The organism is Haloactinopolyspora alba (genome assembly GCF_003014555.1).
GTDB lineage: Bacteria > Actinomycetota > Actinomycetes > Jiangellales > Jiangellaceae > Haloactinopolyspora > Haloactinopolyspora alba.
In genome coordinates, this window is the sequence record NZ_PYGE01000004.1 from 1 (window position 1) to 20,423 (window position 20,423).

Consider the following 20,423-nt stretch of genomic DNA (forward strand, 5'->3'; position numbering starts at 1 on the left):
GTTGCCGGGTACCTCGGCTACCGCCGTTACCAGTCCGGGCAGGCTGAGCAGGATCTGTGGGCCGAGGCCACGGATCCGATTCCGCCGGCCGACCCGCGCTGACCACCGTTGTCGGCCGCGTGCCCCGACGTTCGAGGATGTCGGGGCACGCGGCCGACCCATGTCCGCAGACGCGCACGTTCCGAACTTGAAGTTGACGCATCGTCAACCAATACCGTCGTCGTCGGATCGGAGAGACCGATCCGGTGAACGACACGGGAGTGCACAGCCGTGAGCTGGTCGATCAACGAGGTGGCCCGCGATTCCGGCGTGACGTCGCGGACGCTGCGTCATTATCACGCTGTCGGGCTGCTGACGCCGGCGTGGACCGAACCGGGAGGTCGCCGGTTCTACGAGCGGGAGCAGCTGCTGCGGCTGCAGCGCATCCGCGTGCTCCGCGAACTGGGCCTGGGCCTGGGCGCCATCGGCGAGATCCTGGCCGGTCAGGACCGCGACAGTACCGTCGACGTCCTGCGCCGGCACCGTGATTGGCTGCTGGCCGAACGCGACCGCGTCGACCGGCTGGTCGCCACCGTGGAGAACACCATGACCGACCTCGAGGAGGGAGGCACGATGTCCACGAGGGCCATGTTCGACGGATTCGAGACGAACCCTTACGAGACCGAGGCCCGGGCCCGATGGGGCGACGACGCCGTCGACGACACCGACGCGCGGATGCGCAACTGGTCGCCGGAGCAGGCCGAACAGGCGAAGAACGGGTTCGACGAGGTGCGTGCCCGGCTGGTGGAGCTGCGCGAGGCCGGCGCCGCCGTCGACGACGAGCGTGTCCAACAGACCGTCGATGCTCACTACCGGTGGATCCGCCTGTTCTGGACGCCGGACCGGGACGCGTACCAGGGCCTGGCCGATCTCTACACGGACGACGACCGGTTCCGGCAGAACATCGGGCAGGGCGACGACGGCGTCGTCGAGTATCTGCGGGACGCGATGAAGGTCTACGCTGGGGCTCGGCTGAGCTGATGAACGGTGCCGGGATAGCTGCAGATCTCCCGGCACCCGGTCCCGGTCGGATTGGGTGCCGTGGCCCGGCGCGGGTTATCCTTGGGCGGCGCACCGTGCCGACACCTCGTGGCGGTCGTACGGGGACGTAGCTCAATTGGCAGAGCACTGCCTTTGCAAGGCAGGGGTTAGGGGTTCGATTCCCCTCGTCTCCACCAGCGACAACACCACCAGAACGAGCTTCCGAACTTCAATACCGGAGGATGCACGTCGAGGCCGACTTCGTCCGTTGGGCGCCGCAGTCGGTATCGAAGTCGGCTTCGTGGTGGCTGCCTGGTCAGTCCCAGGGACCGACGATCCGGCCGCGCTTCGCGAAGTGCCTGAGAAGAGCCGCCATGGTCACCAGTAGTGCGACGCCCAGCGCGATCGCTGCCCACGGCGGGAACGCGACGAGACGTGTGCCGTCGCCCGGGAGCCACTGGGTGAGGACGATCGCACCGGCCAGGGCGAGCGCGGCGCAGCCGCCGACGGCACACGCGGCGGTTCGCCGCACAGTGGTGGCGGCTACCCGGACCAGCCCGTAAGTACCCGCGACGACCACCGTGAGCAGGACGAGCAGGGACAAGGCATCGGCTACGGTGTACGCCACGGTCTGCTCCCCGGACGCGAGCCCGTCGATCAGCAGGTCGGTGCCGATCAGTGCGCAGGCGCCGGAAGCCAGCCCGGTGCCCATGGCCGCCGCCGGCGATCGGACCTTGCCCCTGACGCTGAACTGTGCCGCGACGTCGGCGGCGTAAGCTCGCGGTGCGCCGAACGCGTCCACCGGATCCTCACACTAGTCGACACGATCTCCTAGTGTCGGTCCACCCCGCCGGTTTCGCGGCTACCACCGTCTCGACCGGCCGGGTTCTGCACTGTCAGAGGGGCCGTGCACAATACGCAGATCACTTACGGAGGAGGGCTCATGGTGCAGATCGGCGCGGCACTACCGGTTTCGGGTCACGACATCACGCCGGGGGCCGTCGCCGCGGTCGCGGAGACGGCGGAACGCATGGGGCTGGGCAGCGTGTGGACGTACGAACGGTTGCTGCGCCCGACCGAGCCGATACCGATGGGCGGGCCGGGTGGGCCCGTCATGGACGCTCCCCAAGCGTGGGCGAGCATCTACGATCCGATCGAGGCGCTGAGTTACGTCGCGGCGAGGACCGAGCGGATCATGCTCGGCACCAGCGTGCTCGCCGCGCTGTTCCAGCCTCCGGTGATGCTCGCGCGGCGACTCGCGACCCTCGACCAGCTCAGTGGCGGGCGGCTGCTCGCAGGGGTCGGCCAGGGGTGGATGGCGCACGAGTTCGACGCCGCCGGCGTGCCGATGAGTCGTCGTGGCGCCGGTTTCGAGGAACAGCTCGAGGTGATGCGGGCGGTCTGGGGACCGGACCCGGTGCGCTACGAGGGCCGGTTCTACCGGGTGCCCGAGTGCGAGATCGGCCCGAAGCCGTTCCGTGCCGGCGGACCGGCTGTACTCGTGGGTGCGGCGACACCACCCGCCGTCGAGCGGGCCGGCAGGCTCGGCCTCGGTCTGTGCCTGGTCGCGTTCGCCTGGGACGCATTACGCGACACCGTCTCGGATTTCCACGATGCTGCGACGGCCGCGGGCCACGACGCGGCCAGCCTGCCGCTGACCGTGCAGGTGAACGGCGCGGTGTCCGCCGGTGGCCCGGTCGACGACCGCGCCCCGCTCACCGGTTCCGTGGAGCAGGTGGCCGACGATCTCGTCGAGCTCGATCGCCTGGGTGTCGACCACGTCTACTGGGCGATGATCGACCCCGACGAGCAGCTCGAGGTGCTGGGCCGGCTGCGCACGGCATACGCCGAGCGGGTGTGACAGGCACGACGACGCAGGCGCACCTCCGGCGTCCGGGCTCGTTCCACCGCTACCTCGCCCCGCTGACCTGGTCGTGCCGTATGCGCATGGACTGACCGGGCGCCAACCGGACTTCGTGACCGAACTCGATCGCCGGACCGTCGGCCGTGCGCCGGATCGAGAACGCGGGCGCGTTCACGCCGTCGACGTCGCAGGTGGGGTCGTGGGGCCAGGCCACGGCATCCAGTTTGATCCGGCGCAGCGCGAACCGGCCGGAGGCACAGCTCAGCCGTAGGGCCTCGTCCTCGACGGTCAGCGACCCCCACCCGCCGTCCAGCACCACGGGCCAGGTGCCGTTCCGGTCGCCGCGCAGCGTCAGTCGACCGGACGGGGCATCGAACCGGACACCGGACAGCGCGTCCAGCACGGACCAGCCGGCCATCGACCGGGCGTAGTGGTCGCCGCATTCGATCTCGTTGTACGGGTTCCGACGTCGCCCGTCGTAGCGTGTCCACAGCCCGTCCAGGATGCGCCCGGCCTCGGCGTCCAGGCCCTCGCGCAGGCAGTGCGCCGCTACCTGGTACTCGCTCCCGGTCCAGACCTCGTCGGCGTAGCGCGTCGGCACGTCCGGGCGCCCGCCCTTCGGCCAGCTGCACATCAGCAGGCCGGTGTCGTCGGCGTCGGCGAAGACGCGGTAGTCGTGGTGGAAGTCCCGGAATCCCTCCCGCAGGTTGTGACGCACCACCGCGCTCAGGGCCGATCGGACGTGGTCGGCAGGCAGCAGATACCCGAGGTCGAGCTCGTGCGCCCACCACTGCCCGATCAGCTGGTCGGACAGGCAGCCGGCGCCCCATTGGAAGTCGGGCGACTCGCCGTCGTCCAGGACCTGTGTGTAGTACTCGCCGTCGAACAGCAGCTCGTCGTAGGACGCGCTCCCCAGCCGGAACAGTTCGGTCAGCTCACGGGCCGCCTGGTCGTCAGCCATCCGCCGCGCCATCTCGGCGCCGGCCCGCAGGGCCGCCAACCAGAACGTCCCCATGAAGCTGTTCACACCGCACAGATCGATGTCGTGGGTGCTCGGCTGGACCCCGCGCAGCACGCCGGTGTCCTTCGGATCCCAGTGCCGGCGCACATGGTCGAGCAGCAGCCGTACCCGCGGCCAGTAGGTGGCCAGCCAGTCGTCGCCGGCACCGGCGCGGTACTCGCGGTAGGTCTTGAGCACCGTCCCCAGCATCCCGTCCAGCGCGGGTTCGCCCGGCCCGCCGATGAACTCGTCCCAGAGTTGAGGCAGGTAGGTCGGGGCGATGAGCCGGTGCGGGACGTAGCCGTCCGGGTGCTGCATCACCTCGAACTCCAGCCGCCGCATGCTCCGTTCGAGCGACGGGAACGTCCGGGCCAGCGCGTGCTCGTAGTTCCACACGTGTGTGCAGTTCAGCGGACACGACCCGCCGTACGACCCGGACCACATGACCGTCGACGCGCCGAGCACACCCTCGAAGCCGAAGAAGTCGCCTTCGGCGGACTGGAAACAGGTCGGGCTGCGCACCACCGCCAGCTGAGCGGCCAGGTGTTCCACCTCGGCGTCACTGAGCGTGCTGCCGGCGAACGTCGACGTCCAGGCGGTGGTCTCGGCGCGCAGGTCGTCCCAGTCGTCGCGTACCCGCCGGAAGACGTCGTGGGCGTCGGCGAACCGGGTCGTGTACGCGTTGCCGAGCCAGAACCGCGACTTGCCCCACTCCGGCCGGGCCGGTCCGAACTGCTCGAAGTTCACGTAGCGGTTCGGGAAGTGCCAGGTGATCGCGAACCGGATCGTGGTCTCCTGGCCGGGGTCGAGGCGGAACGGCACGCCGACGCCGCCGTTCCAGGTGCTGCCGGCCGGGCTGGCGCCGGAGGCGGCGCGCGGCCCGTGCCGCTGCGGGTTCGCCGCCGACGGCGCATGGGCCAGCCGCTTGGCGCCGCTGGCAGGAGCACGAGACGCGAGGTAGGTCATGAACTCCGCCGCGTCGCGCCACTGCGTCAGCACGGACGCCTCGGAGGAGTCCGCGGCCAGGACCATCTGCCCGGCGCCGGGGTCGTCGTCGGGCAGTGTCGTGTTCTCCATCAGCACGCCGGTCCAGCCGCGGTCACGCAGCAGCCGGTTGGTGTTGCCGCCGTACCCGGCGCCACGGACGCCGTCGATCGGCGAGACACCGTCCCAGCCGACGGCGTTCTGCAACGCACCGCCCAGGGTGCCGTGCACCGCGACCTCACCGTCGTTGCGCAGCGTGAACGTGAGCATCGTGACCGGCAGCGAGCTCTTCTCGACGTCCGGCGGCACCAGCGGCGTCAGCGCCTCCAGCCGTACGTCCAACGGCACGTCCTCGTCGGCGAACTCGACCTCGGCCACCGGGTACGTCGCGCTGAACCGCGAGCCGGCGAACCCGCCGTACTCGCCGAGCCGCTGCCGCTGCCACTGCGGAATGTGGTCGTCGGTGACCAGCGGCGTCTCGGTCGACTCGGTGGGCGGTGCGGCCTGCAGGACCCGCAGCACGTCCAGCGGCGGTTCGATGCGGGTGAGCCGCAGCGCGAAGAAGCTGTCCGGCAGGGTTCCGACATGGTTGCCGATGTTGTGCAGCTGCCACTGGCGCAGCGACCCGTCGGCGCAGATCGAGACGTTGCCGGTGCCGATACCACCCAGAGGCATAGCGGTGTGGCGGGCGTTCGTGTGTGCGCGGGCGTGGCGGCGGATGGACATCGTGGGGCTCAGCTCCTCGTTCGGGGGTCCGGCAGGTGCGTGTCGGTTCCGCACGGCAACGTCGTCCGGGCGGCGGCCGCTGTGGTCAGCGCGACGGCGCCGGGGACGAGTACGGCCACGGATGCGGACAGCGCCACGCAGGCCCACACGCCCAGTCCGGCGAGAGCGACGGCGCCGATCGGCGGTACCGGGCGCCGGGCCACCGCGTACGCGGCGCTGATCCAGACCCGGGCGTGCGGCGTGGCGGGCTCGCGCACGCTGGTGGGCAGGGCCACGACCAGCACCAGCGTCGCGACGACCGTGGCCGCCCCGCTGACGCTCATCGGGACCAGCAGCCACGGTTGCGCCGTCTGCGTCCACATCTCGTGCGCGACCAGGAACAATGCGGCCGGGACCGCGGCCACCAGTCCGGCGCCGGTCCCGCGGCGCCAACAGGACGGCACCGCGGCGGCGAGCTCGCGTACGGTCACGTCGTCGCCCAGCCACAGCCGGTCGGCGAGAGCCACGACGGCGGCGAACGCGGGTGTGACCAGGACGGCGGCGAGCACGGCCGCGACCGGGTTCGGGCCGGGACTGGCGAACACGACCGGCACCGCGGCCGCGCAGACCAGGACGCTGCCGGTCAGCACGGCCGGCAGGCTGTGCCACGTGCCCGAGAACAGCGCCCGCAGGTCCGGTGGCCCGCCGGTCGTGTCGCCGTCGGCGCTCATCCGCGGATCCCGGTCGAGGCGATGCTGGTCACGAAGCTGCGCTGGAAGAGCAGGAACAGGATCAGCACCGGCAGCACCACCAGCGTGATCGCCGCGAACACGACCACCGCCGGGCTCCCGCCGCCCTGACCGCTCTGCAGTGTCACCAGGCCCAGCGGCAGGGTCATCTTCTCCGGCGTGGAGATGAAGATCAGCGGGTTGAAGTAGTTGTTCCACGACATCTCGAACAGCAGGATCGACAGTGCCGCCAGCGCCGGACCGGACAGCGGAACCAGCATCCGGAACAGGATCCACAGATGCCCCGCGCCGTCGATGCGCGCCGCGTCGTCCAGCTCCTTCGGGATCGAGTTGAAGTACTGCCGGAGGAAGAAGATCGCGAAGACGTTGATCAGCGTCGGCAGCCAGAGCGCGGTGAGCGTGTCGACCAGGCCGAGGTTCCGCATCAGAATGAACACCGGGATGATCGTCAGCTGGGTCGGCACCATCAGCGCGCTCAGCAGCGCGACGAACAGCGCCCGACTGCCGCGGAAGGACAGTCGTGAGAACGCGTACGCGGCCAGCACACTGACCAGCAGCGCTCCCGCGGTGCTGATGGTCGCCACCAGCAGCGAGTTCAGCGCCATTCGGCCGAACGGCACCAGTTCCGGGACGTCGGCGAAGTTCTGCAGCGAGAACGGCCGCGGGATCCACGTCGGCGGCAGCGAGAAGGCCGCCGACGCCGCGGTCAGGCTGGACGAGATCAGCCACACCAGCGGCGCGACCATGATGACGCCGACGGACAGCAGGACCAGGTCGACGACCAGCGAGCCGGTGCGCAGCCGGCGTCGCCTGCGGGGCGGAGCAGCGATGTCGGTCATTGTTCGTGTACCCATCGTTTCGACAACCAGAACTGCACGACCGTGACCGTCATGATCACGACGAAGACGACGAGCGCGATGGCCGAGGCGTAGCCCACCTGGAACGACTGGAACGCGTTCTCGTAGAGGTACATGACGATGCTGGTGGTCGAGTCGTCCGGCCCGCCGTTGGTGATGATCTGCATCGGCTCGAAGATCTGGAACGCGCCGATGAACGTGATGACGGTGGCGAAGAACAGCGTGGGCGACATCGTCGGCACCGTGACGTGCCAGAACACCCGCAGGCTGTTCGCGCCGTCGGTCCGCGCCGCCTCGACCAGCGTGTTCGGCACGGTTTGCAGGCCGGCCAGCAGGATCACGAAGGTGAAGCCGATGGTGTGCCAGAAGTCGATGCCGATGATCGCGGGCAGCGACCACGTCGGGTCGGAGAACCACGACGGCGCGTCGATCCCGATGACGCCGAGGTAGTACGTCATCAGCCCGAACGTCGGGTCCAGCACGTACTTCCAGAGCAGTGACACCGCGGCCCACGAGATCAGGAACGGGAAGAACACCGCTGTCCGCACGAAGTACGACAGCGCCCGGTTCATGGCCCGGTTGACCCCGATGGCCAGCAGCAGCCCGCCGACGATGTGCGTGACCACCGACGCCAGCGCGAACAGGAACGTGGTGATCAGCGACTTCGCCAGCATCGGATCGTCGAACAGCCGGGAGAAGTTCTCCAGGCCGACGAACCTCGCCGGTGTCAACAGGTCCCAGGCGTACAGGCTGAGGCCGATGGCGTAGACGAACGGTCCCACGATGAAGATCGCGAACAGCACGACGGCCGGGCTGACGAACGCGTACGCGGTCCACGTCTGGCGGCGGCGACGCCGGCGGCGTGCCGTGCTGGCCGCCGGCGTTCCGGGCGCCGTACCCGGAACGGTCGTCGGCGCGGCGGTCACAGCAGCGTGCCCAGCTTCTCGTTCGCGGCGGCGAGCGTCTCGTCGGCCGCGCCGTTGCCGGAGAGGACCTTCAGCCACGCCTCCTCGATGACCTGTTGGCACTCGGCACCGCGGTCGGGCGACGGGATCGGCGTGGCGTACGACACCGCCTCGGACAGCCGCTCGCTGTGGGCCGGTGCGTTGTCCAGGAAGTCCGGACTGGCGGCGACGGAGCGCCGTGCCGGGACGATCGTGCCGCCGAGCGTGGCGAAGAAGGACGCGGCCTCCTTGGAGATCAGGAACTTGAGGAAGGTCCAGGCGTCCTCCTTGTTCTTCGACGCTTTCATGATCGGCCAGGCGTCCCAGCCGATCGGCGAGCCGTGGCCCGTCCTGGTCGGCCACGCCATCACCATCGTCTTCTCGACGAGGCCGAGACGGCGCAGGTCGATGACCGGCCAGCGCCCGCCGCCGAGGGTGGCCAGCTTTCCCTGCTTCATCTGGCTGGGGGCGTCGAACTGTCCTCCCGGTTCCGGTGCGAGGCCGGCCTCGACCAGGTCACGGACGAACGCGGCGGCCTCGGCCGCCTCCGGGCTGTCGAGAGTGGCCGCGGACCAGTCGGCGTTCAACGGGGACGTGCCGTTGGTGGTCAGCCACGGCATGACGTCGGTGAAGTATCCGGAGTTCGCCGGTATCAGGAACGCGCCCGTCTTCTGCTTGATCCGCTCGCCCGCCGCGGCGAACTCGTCCCAGGTCCAGGTGCCCTCGGCCGGGATCTCGACACCGGCCGCGGCGAAGATCTCGGTGTTCACGTACAGGCACATCGTGTTGAACCCGCCGGGCATGTAGTAGGTCTGCCCGTCGTGCGAGGCGTACTCGGTGTTCCACTTCACCAGGTTCGGGTTGATGTCGGCGAAGTAGTCGTCCACCAGTTTCTTGTCCTGGGCGATGAAGTCGTCCAGCGGCTCGAGCAGGCCCTTGGAGGCGAAGATGCGCTGGCCTTCGGTGGCGATCTGCACGATGTCGGGCACCTGACCGCCGGCGATGCGGGTCGAGACGGTGTTGGCGAAGGTCGCCCAGTTGCCCGACGGGATGCCTTGCGCGTCGAGCTCGATCTCCGGGTGGACCTTGTTGAACTCCGCGAAGAGCTTCTCGAACTGGTCCTGCTGTTCCGCGTCGCCCATGTAGACGAAGCTCAGGGCTCCTTTGGTGGAGCCGCCGTCGGAGCCGCCACAACCGGCGAGCGACAGCCCGGCCGGGACGGCGGCGGTCGTGGCCGCCGCTCGCAGGAAGGTTCGGCGGGACAGCGTTCGGGTCTGGGTGATCGTGTCGGCAGAACCTGTCATGGGGGTTCCTTCCGCTCTCGGCGCTCGGTCGTTGGCCACGTCGTGCCACGTCGAAGCCGTACTCACGACGTGCGTGAGGTGCGGTCATGGGGCCGGATCAGCGGCGTCCGCACGGAGCCGACCTCTCAGAGTGGCGCGGGTTCGCGTATGAGAAATCGATTGCTGAACGCTAGGAGAGTGTTGCGGTCCTGTCAACGCCGTTCGCGCATGTCTGTACCGAACCGATACGCGACCACGTGCCGCGCGGTGTCCGTTCCGGTGCCTCGTGTCCAGCAGTACCGGGCTTGACCTGCGCGAATCTGCACCTTTCAGGCAGAGGCGCTACGATGGACCTGCTCGGGCCACGGCCCGGGTGCTACGAGAGCCTGCGAAGTCCGGTTCAACTCCGGCGCTGTCCCGCAACTGTGACGCCCCCGCCTCCGGCGGAGGGACGAGCCAGGTCGCCAGCCTCGTGGCCCGGATTCGTCCTCGGTAGAAGGGCGGTTCGCGGCCGGCAGCGAAGCCGGCATGCGCGCCCCTTCCGCCGACGTGAAGGAGGCGTTGTATGAAACTCGCGTCGCGGATCGCCGCACTCGCGGTCCTGCCGTTGCTCATGGCGGCCTGCGGTGACGACACCGGCGAGGCCGGCACCGACGGGGCGACGGCCGGGGGCCCGTCCTCGACGGCCGCGGCGTCGTTCCCGGTCACCGTCGGCAGTGGTGAGAACACGGTCGAGATCACCGAGCGGCCCGACGCGATCGTGTCGCTGTCGCCGTCGGTCACCGAGATGTTGTTCGCCATCGGAGCCGGCGACCAGGTCGTCGCCGTGGACGAGTACTCCAACTATCCGGAGGAGGCGCCGACGACGGAGCTGTCGGGCTTCGAGCCGAACGCCGAGGCGATCATCGGTTACGACCCGGATCTCGTCGTCGCGTCGAGCGACCCGGGTCAGCTCACCGACAGCCTCGACGCGGTCGGCGTCCCCACCATGGTGCATCCGTCGGCGAAGAGCCTCGAGGACACCTACAGCCAAATCGAGCAGCTCGGCGTGGCCACCGGGCACGTCGACGAGGCCACCGACCTGGTCGAGCAGATGCGGTCGGACATCGACGAGATCGTGTCGGGCATCCCCGACGACGCCGAGCCGATCACCTACTTCCACGAGCTCGATCCGAACCTCTACACGGTGACCAGCGACACGTTCGTCGGCGAGCTGTACTCGATGGCCGGCATGGAGAGCATCGCCGACGAGGCGCCGGAGGCCGCCGGCGGCTACCCGCAGCTGTCCCCCGAGTTCGTCGTGAGCTCCGACCCGGACGTGATCTTCTTCGCCGACGGCGCGGACGCGGGGGTCACCGCTGACGCCATCGCCGGCCGGCCCGGGTGGGACCAGCTCAGCGCCGTGCAGAACGGCCACGTCGTCCAGGTGAACAAGGACATCGCCAGCCGGTGGGGTCCCCGGGTCGTGGACTACCTGCGGACGCTGGCCGACGTGCGTGCCGAGCTCACCCAGGCGTCGTGACGCATCGGCCACGCGCATGAAGACGACACCACCGCAGCGACCGGCCCGGGACGACACCGCCCCGGTCCGGCCGGTGCGGCTGACCGCAGGGCCGCTGCTGCTGGCCGTTTCGGTGCTGCTCGTGGTGATGCTGCTGGGCATGACCATCGGCCCGGCCGGGTTGCCGGTCCGCGGTGTCCTGGTCGAGCTGGTCGGCCACGTCCCGGGCGTCGACGTCGCCGGCGGGCTGGACGAGCAGGACACGGCGGTGCTGTGGGAGTTGCGGGTGCCACGGGTGGTGCTCGGCATGATGGTCGGCGGGATGCTGGCGATCGCCGGCGCCGGCTACCAGGGCGTGTTCCGCAACCCGCTGGCCGACCCGTACCTGCTGGGCGTCGCGGCCGGTGCCGGGCTCGGGGCGACGTTCGCGATCGTGTCCGGTACCGACCGCGCGTTCGTGCCGCTGTTCGCGTTCACCGGCGGCCTGGCCGGGGTGGCGGCGACGTACGCGCTGGGGCGCAGCGCGGGCGGGCGCAGCGTGAACTCGCTCATCCTGGCCGGCGTGGCGGTGTCGGCGTTCTTCGCGGCGATCCAGACGTACGTGAACCAGCGCAACTCGGACTCGCTGCGCGAGGTGTACGGCTGGATTCTCGGCCGCCTGCTGACCGCCGGGTGGGACGAGGTGCTGACGATCCTGCCGTACGTCGCCGTCGCCACGGCCGTCATCTTCGGCCACCGCAGGTTGCTGGACGTGCTCAGCGTCGGTCAGGACGAGGCCGGCAGCCTCGGCGTGCCGGCCGCCCGGGTGCGGCTGCTGGTCGTGCTCGCCGCGACGCTGGGCACGGCCGCCGCGGTGGCGGTCAGCGGGCTGATCGGGTTCGTCGGCATCGTCGTCCCCCATATCGTGCGGATGCTCACCGGCACGTCGTACCGCATCATCCTGCCGTTGTCGGCGCTGCTCGGTGCGGCGTTCCTGGTGGCGGCGGATCTCGCCGCGCGGACGCTGATCTCGCCAGGCGAGCTGCCGGTGGGCGTGCTGACGGCGTTCATCGGCGCCCCGTTCTTCACGTTGGTGCTGCGATCGACCCGGAGGAGCTGGTGAGCGCGCTGGCGGTCGGCCGGCTCGACGTCACCCTGCTGGGGCGCCGGGTCCTCGGCGACGTCGACCTGGCGGTGCCGTCCGGATCCTGGGTGACCTTGGTCGGCCCGAACGGCGCCGGCAAGTCCACGCTGCTCAAGGCGGTCGCGGGAGCGGTGGAGCACGCCGGGTCCATCGGCCTGGACGAGGTGTCCCTCGACGGTATGCGTTCGCGTGAACGCGCCCGGCAGGTCGCGTTCGTGCCGCAGGAGCCCACCCGGCCGGACGGCATGAACGTGGTCGATTACGTGCTGCTGGGACGCACGCCGTACGTTCCGTACTTCGCGGTCGAGTCCGCGAGCGACGTGGCCGTGGTCGAGGAGCTGCTGGACACGCTGGAGCTGCGCGAGCTCGCCGACCGGCCGGTCACCTCGCTGTCCGGCGGGGAGTTCCAGCGTGCGGTCCTGGCGCGTGCTCTGGCGCAGCAGGCGCCGCTGCTGCTGCTGGACGAGCCGACCAGCTCACTCGATCTGGGGCACGCGCAGCAGGTCCTCGAGCTGGTGGACGAGCTGCGGGTGGACCGCGGGCTGACGGTGGTGAGCGCGCTGCACGACCTGACGACGGCCGGTCAGTTCGCCGACCGGCTGGTGCTGCTCGTGGACGGCGAGGTCGTGGCGGAGGGCCCGGTGCGCGAGGTGCTGACCGAGAAGCTGATCTCCGCGCATTACGGAGCCGCCGTCCGGGTGGTGCACGACGCCGACGGCGGCGTGGTCGTCGTTCCGGTGCGCGAGCGCACAGCACGGCTGACGAAGAGGACCGACGGTGCGTGAGCCGTCCGGTGGGAGCGGCCGGCGGCACGACCGGTCGTCCACCGGCGTGATCGACGCGGGCGCCGTCGTCGTCGCGGTCGCGCTGGACCGGGCGCTGGGTGAGCCTCCGACGGCCGTGCACCCGGTGCGGATGATGGGCCGCTGCTTGGACCTGGCAGCGAGGATCGTGCCGGCGGCTCCCGCCCCGCGGGCACGGGTGGCCGGTGGCGCTGCGTGGACCACTGGCGCGGCAGCCGCGCTGGCGTCGGGCGTGCTGCTCGAGCGTGTGGCGGACCGGCTGCCCTCGTGGGGCCGCGTCGTGGTGCTGGGCACCGTCGTGTGGCCGCTGTTCGCGCACCGGCTGCTGCTGGACGAGGTCGACGCGGTCGAGCGGGCACTGGCGTCCGGTCTGCCGGAGGCACGCGCTGCCGTGCGCCGCATCGTCAGCCGGGACATGAGCGCCGCCACGGAGGGTGAGATCCGCCAGGCCGCCGTCGAGTCCCTCGGCGAGAACCTGTCCGATTCGGTCGTCGCGCCGCTGTTCTGGTTCGCCGTCGGCGGGCTGCCCGCAGCCGTGCTGTACCGCTTCGTCAACACGGCGGACGCGATGTGGGGTTACCGGACACCACGGTGGCGCCACGCCGGGACCGTCGCGGCGCGGGCGGACGACCTGATGAACCTGCTGCCGGCGCGGGTGACCGGCTTGGCGCTGGCGTTTCCGGCGGTGCGCCCGGGTGCGGTGCGACGCGAGGCGGCCCGGACGCCGTCGCCGAACGCGGGCTGGCCGATGGCGGCACTTGCACTGCACCTCGGCGTCCGGCTGGAGAAGCCCGGGGTCTACACGCTCGGTGCGCACGGTCGTGAGCCGACGGCCGACGACACCGCCGGCGCTGCCCGGCTGGCCCGTCGGCGCGGGTGGGCACTCGCCGCGGCGGCCGCCGTCCTGGCCGTGGTGAACGTGACCCGGGGGCGCCGATGACCGCCGTGATGATCCAGGGCTGCAGCAGCTGGGCCGGCAAGAGCCTGCTGACGACCGCGGTGTGCCGCTGGTACGCGCGGCGGGGCCTGCGTGTCGCGCCGTTCAAGTCGCAGAACATGTCGAACAACGCGCGGGTGGCCGACGGCGGCGAGATCGGCGTGGCGCAGTGGCTGCAGGCCCGCGCCGCCGGCGTCGAGCCGGACGTGCGGATGAACCCGGTGCTGCTCAAGCCGGAGGCCGGAGGCAGCCAGGTGGTACGGCTCGGCCAGGTGGACCACGAGCTGTCCCGGCGGCCGTGGCGCGGCCGGAGCGCGGCGCTGTGGCCGGTGATCGAGAACGCGCTCGCGGACCTGATGGACACCTACGACGTGGTGGTCATCGAGGGTGCCGGCAGCCCCGCCGAGATCAACCTGGCCGCGAACGACGTCGTCAACATGCGGGTCGCCGAGCGGGCGGACGCGCCGGTACTGCTGGCGGTCGACATCGACCGGGGCGGCGCGTTCGCGCACCTTTACGGCACGTGGGCGCTGCTGCCGCAGCGTCAGCGCGAGCGGGTGTCCGGGTTCGTGCTCAACCGCTTCCGCGGCGACGCCACCCTGCTGCCCCCCGGGCCGGAGCAGCTGGAGCGGCTGACCGGGGTGCCGACCGTCGGCGTCGTGCCCATGCTCCGGCACGACCTGCCGGACGAGGACGGTGCCGCGCTGCACGGTGCGCCCGCCCCGGGCCGCCCGCCGGTCGCCGTGCTCCGTTACCCGGCCGCATCGAACCTCGACGAGTTCGTGCCGCTCGAGCAGGTGGCCGACGTGCGGTGGGTGCGACGGCCGGAGGACCTGGACGGCGCCGCCACGATCGTGCTGCCCGGCTCGAAGCACGTGTCCGCCGATCTGGCCTGGCTACGCGCCACCGGGCTCGACGACGCCGTGCGCGCCGCGGCCGGTGCCGGTACCCGCGTCGTGGGTGTGTGCGGCGGTCTGCAGCTGCTCGGCCGGCGGCTGGAGGATCCCGACGGCGTGGACGGGTCCGGTGACGGTCTGGGCCTGCTGCCGCTGACCACGACGTTCGGTGCCGACAAGCTGGTGCGGCGACGACGGCTGCGGATGCCCGACGGTGTCGCCGGGCCGTGGCGGCCACTGGCCGCGCGGGAGGTCGACGGCTACGAGATCCGGCACGGCCGCACGGAGGTCCACGGCCCCGTGGACGTGGCCGCCGAGGACGCCCTGGTGGTGACGGACGGCAACGTCGCCGGCTGGTACCTGCACGGCGTGTTCGAGGACGCCGACGTGCTGGACGCGTTGTTCGGCGCCCGGCCCGAGCGCACCGACGAGCAGACCTTCGATCACCTCGCCGACGTGGTCGAGACCCACATGGACACCGACGTCCTGCGACGACTCGCGGAAGGATCAGCATGAACGAGGAACCACGGACCGCTCCCCCGCAGCGTCCGCAGCGCGTGAACGTCCCCTCCGTCGTCCTGGTGAACACCGGAGACGGCAAGGGCAAGTCGACGGCGGCGTTCGGCGTCGCGATGCGCTCGCTCGCGCGTGACTGGCCGGTCGCTGTCGTCCAGTTCATCAAGTCCGACCAGTGGCGTACCGGTGAGGAGGCGGTGCTGCGGCGGCTCGGCGCCGACTGGTGGAGCCTGGGCGACGGGTTCTCCTGGGAGTCCGACGATCTGGACGAGTCGCAGCGGCACGCGGTGGAGGCGTGGCGGCACACCCGCGGGCTGCTGCGCGACGGCGTGCACCGTACCGTCCTGCTGGACGAGATCACCTACCCGATGAACTGGGGCTGGATCGACACCACCGAGGTCGTCGAGGCGATCCGGGGCCGCGCCGAGACCGTGAACGTCGTGTGCACCGGCCGGGACGCCCCGCAGCCGCTGACCGAGCTCGCCGACACCGTCACCGAGATGCACAAGGTCACGCACGCCTTCGACCGCGGCATCATGGCCCGGCGCGGCATCGACTTCTGATGCGTCTCGTCGCCGGGTTCCGTGCGGCGCTCGGCTTCCTGACCAGGGTCCCGGTCGGCCGGATCGACGCCGCCGACATGTCGCTCACCAGGGCGGGCGGGTACTTTCCGCTCGTCGGTGCGGTGGTGGCTGCCGTCGCCACGGGTGTGTGGTGGCTGGGGACGTCCACGGCCGGGCCGGCAGCGGGCGCGGTGTTGAGCGTGCTGGCCGCCGTGGTCGTGACCGGAGCCATCCACGAGGACGGACTGGCCGACACCGCCGACGGGTTGTGGGGCGGCGCGGACCGGGACCGGCGCCTGCAGATCATGCGGGACAGCCGGGTGGGCACCTACGGCGTGGTGGCGATCGCCGGCGATCTGGCGATCCGGACGGCGGTGCTGATGCCGTTCGGCTCCGGCGACCTCGCCGACGCGACGCGGATCCTGGTGGCAGGGCACGTGCTCGGCCGGGCGGCGCCGCTGGTGCTGGCGGCGGTGCTGCCACCGGCGCGCACGGACGGGCAGGGCTCGCGGCTGGGCCGGCCCGGAGCCGGTGGCACGGCGCTGGCGACGGTGACCGTGGCGCTGGCGGCCGTCGCGTGCGCGGGCTGGTGGGCTCCGGTGCTGGTCGGCGCTGCGGCCGTCCCCGTACTGGGGCTCGCGGTCGCCGCCCGCCGCCGGGTCGGGGGCGCGACCGGCGACATCCTCGGCGCGGGTGTGGCGTTGACGAATCTCACCGTCGCGGCGGTCGCCGCGGCACTGATCAGGGAGGGGTTGGTGTGAGCGACGCGCAGACGCGACCGTGGCCGGGTTCCGGCTCGGACGGACGGCTGACGGTCCTGCTCGGCGGGCAGAAGTCCGGCAAGTCGGGGATCGCCGCACGGCGGGCGGAGGCGAGCGGGCGTCCTGTCGTCGTCGTGACGCCGGCCGTCGTGCGCGACGCCGAGTTCGAGGCTCGGGTGGCTCGGCACCGCGCCGACCGCCCGCCGCACTGGCGCACGCTCGAGACGTTCGACCTGGCCGCAGCGGTGGACGAGGCGGACCCGGGCGCGTTCGTGCTGGTGGACGCTCTGGACACCTGGCTGGCCGAGTCGCTGGAGTCGATCGGGCTGCCGATCGGCGACGAGGTTCCCGAACCCGGGCATCGGGCCGCGACCGAACGCCGGCTGGTGGCCGAGCTGCACGCGTTCACCGACGCCGTCCGCACCGGTGACCGGGAGGTCGTCGTCATCGCCGGGCAACCCGGACTGGGCCCGCACGCGGTGGGCGCCGGGGCACGAGCCTACGTCGACCTGCACGGAGTGTGCCTGCAGGCACTGTCGTCCGCGGCGGACGACGTCCGGCTGGTGATGGCGGGACGGACCGTGCCGCTGGAGCGTGAACCGGGTCGCGAACCGGGTCGCGAACCGGAGCGTGACCCGGCCGCGGGTGCCGGGGACGTGCCGCCGGGGCTGCGCGAGCACGGTGACACCCAGGTACCCGACGGTGCGGTCGATCTTGCGGTGAACGTGCTGCCGGGACCGCCGGCGTGGCTGGCCGACCGGCTGGCGCAGGCGACGAGCGACCTGGCCGGCTACCCCGACGACGGCCCCGCCCGGGCCGCGGCGGCGCGGCGGCACGGACGTGCGCCCGGCGAGTGCCTGCTCGTCGACGGCGCGGCCGAGGCCTTCTGGTTGATCGCTCAGGTGCTGCGGCCGCGCCTGGCCGCGTGCGTGCACCCGTCGTTCACCGAGCCCGAGGCGGCGCTGCGCGCGAACGGAGTGCCGGTGGTGCACGTCCAGCGGTCGGCGGCGCGGAACTGGCTGCTGGACCCCGCGGACGTGCCGGAGGCGGCCGATCTGGTGGTGCTGGGACGCCCGGACAACCCCACCGGAGCGCTGGACCCGGTCGAGACCGTCGAGCGCCTCGCCCGGCCCGGCCGGACGGTGCTGGTCGACGAGGCGTTCGCCGAGTTCCTGGACGACGCGGACGGGTTCGCCGCCCGGGGGGACCTGCCCGGGGTGCTGTCGGTGCGCAGCCTGACCAAGATCTGGGGACTGGCCGGCCTGCGGGTCGGATACGTGCTCGGCGCGGAGGCGTCGATCGCCCGGCTGGCCGCGGGGCGGCAGCCCTGGAGTTGCAACAACCTGGCCCTCACCGCTGTCGAGGCGCTGGCCGGGGCCGAGGACGAACGTGTCGAGCGCGCCCGCGAGGTCGCCCGCGGCCGCCGCGAGCTTGTCGACGAGATCAGCGCGATCCCCGGCTACGAGGTGTGGGACGCCGCGGCGAACTTCGTCCTCGTCCGGGGCAGCGAGCCGGGTCTGCGTGACCGGCTGCTGGAGCACGGGCTCGCGGCCCGGCGCGCGGACACCTTCCCCGGGCTGGACGACCGCAGTGTGCGGGTGGCCGTCCGTGATCGGGAAACGCACCGCCGTCTCGGCGCGGCGCTACGGACCATCGGTGAAAGGAGCGCTCCATGACGGAGAACACGCTGGGCGATCTCGTGAAGTCGGTGGTCGCGGTCGACGGCGTCGCGGCGGAGCAGGCGCGGCAGCGGCACACCGGCCTCGCCAAGCCTCCGGGAAGCCTGGGCTGGCTCGAAGAGCTCGGCGCCCGCCTCGCGGGCATCAGCGGACGGTGCCCGCCACCCGTACCCTCCGCGCCCGCCGTCGTCGTCGCCGCCGCCGATCACGGGGTGCACGCTCAGGGCATCTCGGACTGGCCGCAGAGCGTCACTGAGGCGATGCTGGCGACCATCGCGTCGGGAGGCGCGGCCGTCAACGCGATCGCGGGCTCGGTCGGGGCGGAGGTGACGATTGTGGACGTCGGCACCGCACGCACCGGTCCGGTTCCGGACGGTGTCCACGACGAGCGGGTCCGTGCCGGTACCCGTGATCTCACCGTCGAAGCGGCGATGACGGTGGACGAGTGCGCGGCCGCGGTCGAAACCGGGGCGCGGGTGGCGTCCGCTCGCCTGGACGCCGGGGCGGACGTGCTCGTCACCGGCGAGGTCGGAATCGCGAACACGACGGCCACGGCGTGCCTGCTGAGCGCGTTCGCCGACGTCGACCCGGAGACGGTCACCGGCAAGGGTGCGAACACCGACCACACCCGGACGCCGCGCAAGGTCGAGGTCGTCCGCACGGCGCTGGCCAGGCACGGCGACGAGCGGGACCCGCTGCGCACGCTGGCCTCGCTGGGTGGACTCGAGCACGCGGCGATGGTGGGGGTCGCCCTGGCGGGCGCTGCGGGGCGGGTCCCGGTGATCGTGGACGGTGTCGTCGCAGGTGCCGCGGCCGTCGCCGCCGTGGCGCTGTGCCCGGACGTGGCAGGCTATCTGATTCCCGGGCATTCCTCGGCCGAACCGGGAGGGCACACGCTGGCACGGCGGCTGGGCCATCCGGCCCTCGTGGATCTCGACCTGCGCCTCGGTGAAGGCACCGGCGCGCTACTGGCGGTGCCGACGGTCACCGCCGCCGCCGCAGTGCTGGCGCGGATGGCCACGCTCGACAGCGTCCTCGGCTGAGCACCTCGAGCGGTCGCCGGTCGAGCGCGCGAGTGGCCGTCCTGGCCATACCGTGGGCGGGCAGGTCGTAGCAGGTCATGGCACGTCGTGGTGCTGCTGGGTGACTGGAGAGTTGACAGCGAAAACGCCGTCACCTCTCCAGTCACCGCACCAGCACCACGACCTGCGATGACGCCATCGCCTCCGAAGCGGCCGGACGGTGCCGTCAGGCGCCGTCGTCGAGCGTGCTCTGGCTCGTGGACGAGCTCTTCGACGCGGACTTGGTGGCCGTCTTCCGCGGGGTTGTGGACTTGCGCGTCGTGCTCTTCTGCTGCCCGGACTCCGCGGACCCGGTGGACTCCGCCGACCCGGTGGAGCCCGAACCCGTGGAGCCGCTCGAGCCGGTGGAGCCCGTCGACTTCGTGGTCTCGGTGTCGCCAGCGGTCTCGTCCGCCGACCCGCCGCGCTCGCCGGACGCCGCGGTCGTGGTCGTGGTCGTGCCGGCGCGGTCCTCGTCACTCGAGCTGCCCGTGCCGGCCTGCTCGGAGCCGCTCGTGTCGCCTTCGGTGCGGTCGGTCTCGTCCGGCTCCGGTGCGGGTGCCCACGGACCCATCGAGGGGTCGTAGGTCGTCCACTGCTCGCCCTGCCCGCGTCGGCGGACCACGGCGGCGACCGCGGCACCGGCCGCGGCGAAGCCGCCGAGCACCACGGCGGTCTTGCGGCGGCGACGCTTCTTGCGCTGCTTCTCCGCCTGCTTGGCGAGTTGCGCCGACTTGTCCGAGAAGTCGTGCGCCCGCTCCGACAGCTTGTCGGCAGCGTCGGCGAGCGAGCCCGCGACACGTGGCATGACGTCGTGCACGACTGTGTCGCGGGCCTGGGACGCGGCGGGAGCGACCCGCTCGCGCGCGGACTGGACCGTGGGCGTCACCCGCTCGACCGCGGGACCCACGACCGGCGACATCCGCTCGCGTGCGTTGTTGACCACCGGCGTGGCGGCCGCACGCGCTCGTCTGCCGGCCTGCTGCGCCGTGATTCGGGCTTGGCCGGCGGCGTCGCGTGCCCGTACCTTGGTGTCCGCGGAACGGCGCCGACGCCGGATGTTCAAAAGTCTGCTCACGCTGGGCCTCCTCGTGGAATTTTTCTGCAGGGCCCGATCTCCTGCGTCCGTCCTCGTCGATCTTGCCTTGTCACGACCGTATGCCGACGTGCGCCCCGT

General features: G+C 71.6%; 19 protein-coding genes and 1 tRNA gene. 13 read left to right on the plus strand and 7 right to left on the minus strand.

Features of this window, described 5'->3' with window-relative positions:
* The 3 genes from CLV30_RS26910 to CLV30_RS06565 form a co-directional block, all read left to right on the plus strand.
* Positions 1-102: DLW-39 family protein (locus tag CLV30_RS26910; protein WP_211300022.1), on the plus strand; the 102-nt coding region annotated here is incomplete at its 5' end.
* A 168-nt stretch (positions 103-270) separates the two neighbouring features.
* Positions 271-1,020 (plus strand): MerR family transcriptional regulator, encoded by a 750-nt coding sequence (locus CLV30_RS06560; protein WP_106536420.1) that lies wholly within the window; start codon positions 271-273, stop codon positions 1,018-1,020.
* Positions 1,021-1,141: 121 nt separating this feature from the next.
* A tRNA-Ala gene (locus CLV30_RS06565) sits at positions 1,142-1,217 on the plus strand.
* A 119-nt stretch (positions 1,218-1,336) separates the two neighbouring features.
* Here the strand turns inward: CLV30_RS06565 and CLV30_RS06570 are convergent.
* Entirely contained in the window at positions 1,337-1,822 is a 486-nt protein-coding gene (locus CLV30_RS06570) for a hypothetical protein (RefSeq protein WP_106536421.1), read from the minus strand.
* A 141-nt stretch (positions 1,823-1,963) separates the two neighbouring features.
* Between CLV30_RS06570 and CLV30_RS06575 the strand changes: the two genes are divergently transcribed.
* The gene (locus CLV30_RS06575) at positions 1,964-2,881 is read left to right on the plus strand and encodes an LLM class flavin-dependent oxidoreductase (protein ID WP_106536422.1); all 918 of its coding nucleotides are present in this window, start codon (positions 1,964-1,966) and stop codon (positions 2,879-2,881) included.
* 49 nt (positions 2,882-2,930) lie between these two features.
* Here CLV30_RS06575 and CLV30_RS06580 read toward each other — a convergent pair whose 3' ends face one another.
* Genes CLV30_RS06580 through CLV30_RS06600 form a run of 5 tightly spaced genes read right to left on the minus strand, consistent with a single transcriptional unit; the run spans position 2,931 to position 9,427 of the window.
* Positions 2,931-5,594: a GH116 family glycosyl-hydrolase gene (locus tag CLV30_RS06580; RefSeq protein WP_129710877.1), complete on the minus strand. Its 2,664-nt coding sequence runs from the start codon at positions 5,592-5,594 to the stop codon at positions 2,931-2,933.
* Between the two features lie 8 nt (positions 5,595-5,602).
* Entirely contained in the window at positions 5,603-6,304 is a 702-nt protein-coding gene (locus tag CLV30_RS06585) for a hypothetical protein (protein WP_106536423.1), read from the minus strand.
* A complete protein-coding gene (locus CLV30_RS06590) occupies positions 6,301-7,176 on the minus strand; it encodes a carbohydrate ABC transporter permease (protein ID WP_211300019.1) in 876 nt (291 codons plus the stop codon). The genes CLV30_RS06585 and CLV30_RS06590 overlap by 4 nt, the downstream gene beginning before the upstream one ends.
* The gene (locus CLV30_RS06595) at positions 7,158-8,105 is read right to left on the minus strand and encodes a carbohydrate ABC transporter permease (RefSeq protein WP_106536425.1); all 948 of its coding nucleotides are present in this window, start codon (positions 8,103-8,105) and stop codon (positions 7,158-7,160) included. Before CLV30_RS06595 ends, CLV30_RS06590 begins: the two co-directional genes overlap by 19 nt.
* Complete coding sequence (locus CLV30_RS06600) at positions 8,102-9,427, minus strand: ABC transporter substrate-binding protein (RefSeq protein ID WP_106536426.1); 1,326 nt, start codon at positions 9,425-9,427, stop codon at positions 8,102-8,104. Before CLV30_RS06600 ends, CLV30_RS06595 begins: the two co-directional genes overlap by 4 nt.
* A 544-nt stretch (positions 9,428-9,971) precedes the next feature.
* Here CLV30_RS06600 and CLV30_RS06605 point away from each other — a divergent pair.
* From CLV30_RS06605 to cobT, 9 genes are read left to right on the plus strand one after another with little or no spacing between them, the layout of a single operon-like run.
* The gene (locus CLV30_RS06605) at positions 9,972-10,928 is read left to right on the plus strand and encodes an ABC transporter substrate-binding protein (protein WP_106536427.1); all 957 of its coding nucleotides are present in this window, start codon (positions 9,972-9,974) and stop codon (positions 10,926-10,928) included.
* Between the two features lie 16 nt (positions 10,929-10,944).
* Positions 10,945-12,009 (plus strand): FecCD family ABC transporter permease, encoded by a 1,065-nt coding sequence (locus CLV30_RS06610; protein WP_106536428.1) that lies wholly within the window; start codon positions 10,945-10,947, stop codon positions 12,007-12,009.
* A gap of 5 nt (positions 12,010-12,014) precedes the next feature.
* Positions 12,015-12,815 (plus strand): ABC transporter ATP-binding protein, encoded by an 801-nt coding sequence (locus tag CLV30_RS06615; RefSeq protein WP_106536711.1) that lies wholly within the window; start codon positions 12,015-12,017, stop codon positions 12,813-12,815.
* On the plus strand, positions 12,808-13,773 hold the full coding sequence (gene cbiB, locus CLV30_RS06620; protein WP_205740538.1) for an adenosylcobinamide-phosphate synthase CbiB: 966 nt from the start codon (positions 12,808-12,810) through the stop codon (positions 13,771-13,773). Before CLV30_RS06615 ends, cbiB begins: the two co-directional genes overlap by 8 nt.
* On the plus strand, positions 13,770-15,182 hold the full coding sequence (locus CLV30_RS06625; protein WP_106536429.1) for a cobyric acid synthase: 1,413 nt from the start codon (positions 13,770-13,772) through the stop codon (positions 15,180-15,182). Before cbiB ends, CLV30_RS06625 begins: the two co-directional genes overlap by 4 nt.
* Positions 15,179-15,745, plus strand: coding sequence for a cob(I)yrinic acid a,c-diamide adenosyltransferase (gene cobO, locus CLV30_RS06630; RefSeq protein WP_106536430.1), 567 nt, complete (start codon positions 15,179-15,181; stop codon positions 15,743-15,745). Before CLV30_RS06625 ends, cobO begins: the two co-directional genes overlap by 4 nt.
* Positions 15,745-16,506 carry an adenosylcobinamide-GDP ribazoletransferase gene (locus tag CLV30_RS06635; protein ID WP_106536431.1) on the plus strand — a complete coding sequence of 254 codons (762 nt, stop codon included), beginning with the start codon at positions 15,745-15,747 and terminating at the stop codon, positions 16,504-16,506. Before cobO ends, CLV30_RS06635 begins: the two co-directional genes overlap by 1 nt.
* Positions 16,503-18,182 (plus strand): bifunctional adenosylcobinamide kinase/adenosylcobinamide-phosphate guanylyltransferase, encoded by a 1,680-nt coding sequence (locus CLV30_RS06640; RefSeq protein WP_106536432.1) that lies wholly within the window; start codon positions 16,503-16,505, stop codon positions 18,180-18,182. Before CLV30_RS06635 ends, CLV30_RS06640 begins: the two co-directional genes overlap by 4 nt.
* Positions 18,179-19,228 carry a nicotinate-nucleotide--dimethylbenzimidazole phosphoribosyltransferase gene (gene cobT, locus CLV30_RS06645; RefSeq protein ID WP_106536433.1) on the plus strand — a complete coding sequence of 350 codons (1,050 nt, stop codon included), beginning with the start codon at positions 18,179-18,181 and terminating at the stop codon, positions 19,226-19,228. Before CLV30_RS06640 ends, cobT begins: the two co-directional genes overlap by 4 nt.
* Positions 19,229-19,433: 205 nt before the next feature.
* Here cobT and CLV30_RS06650 read toward each other — a convergent pair whose 3' ends face one another.
* Positions 19,434-20,324: a hypothetical protein gene (locus CLV30_RS06650; protein ID WP_129710876.1), complete on the minus strand. Its 891-nt coding sequence runs from the start codon at positions 20,322-20,324 to the stop codon at positions 19,434-19,436.
* Positions 20,325-20,423: the final 99 nt, after the last annotated feature.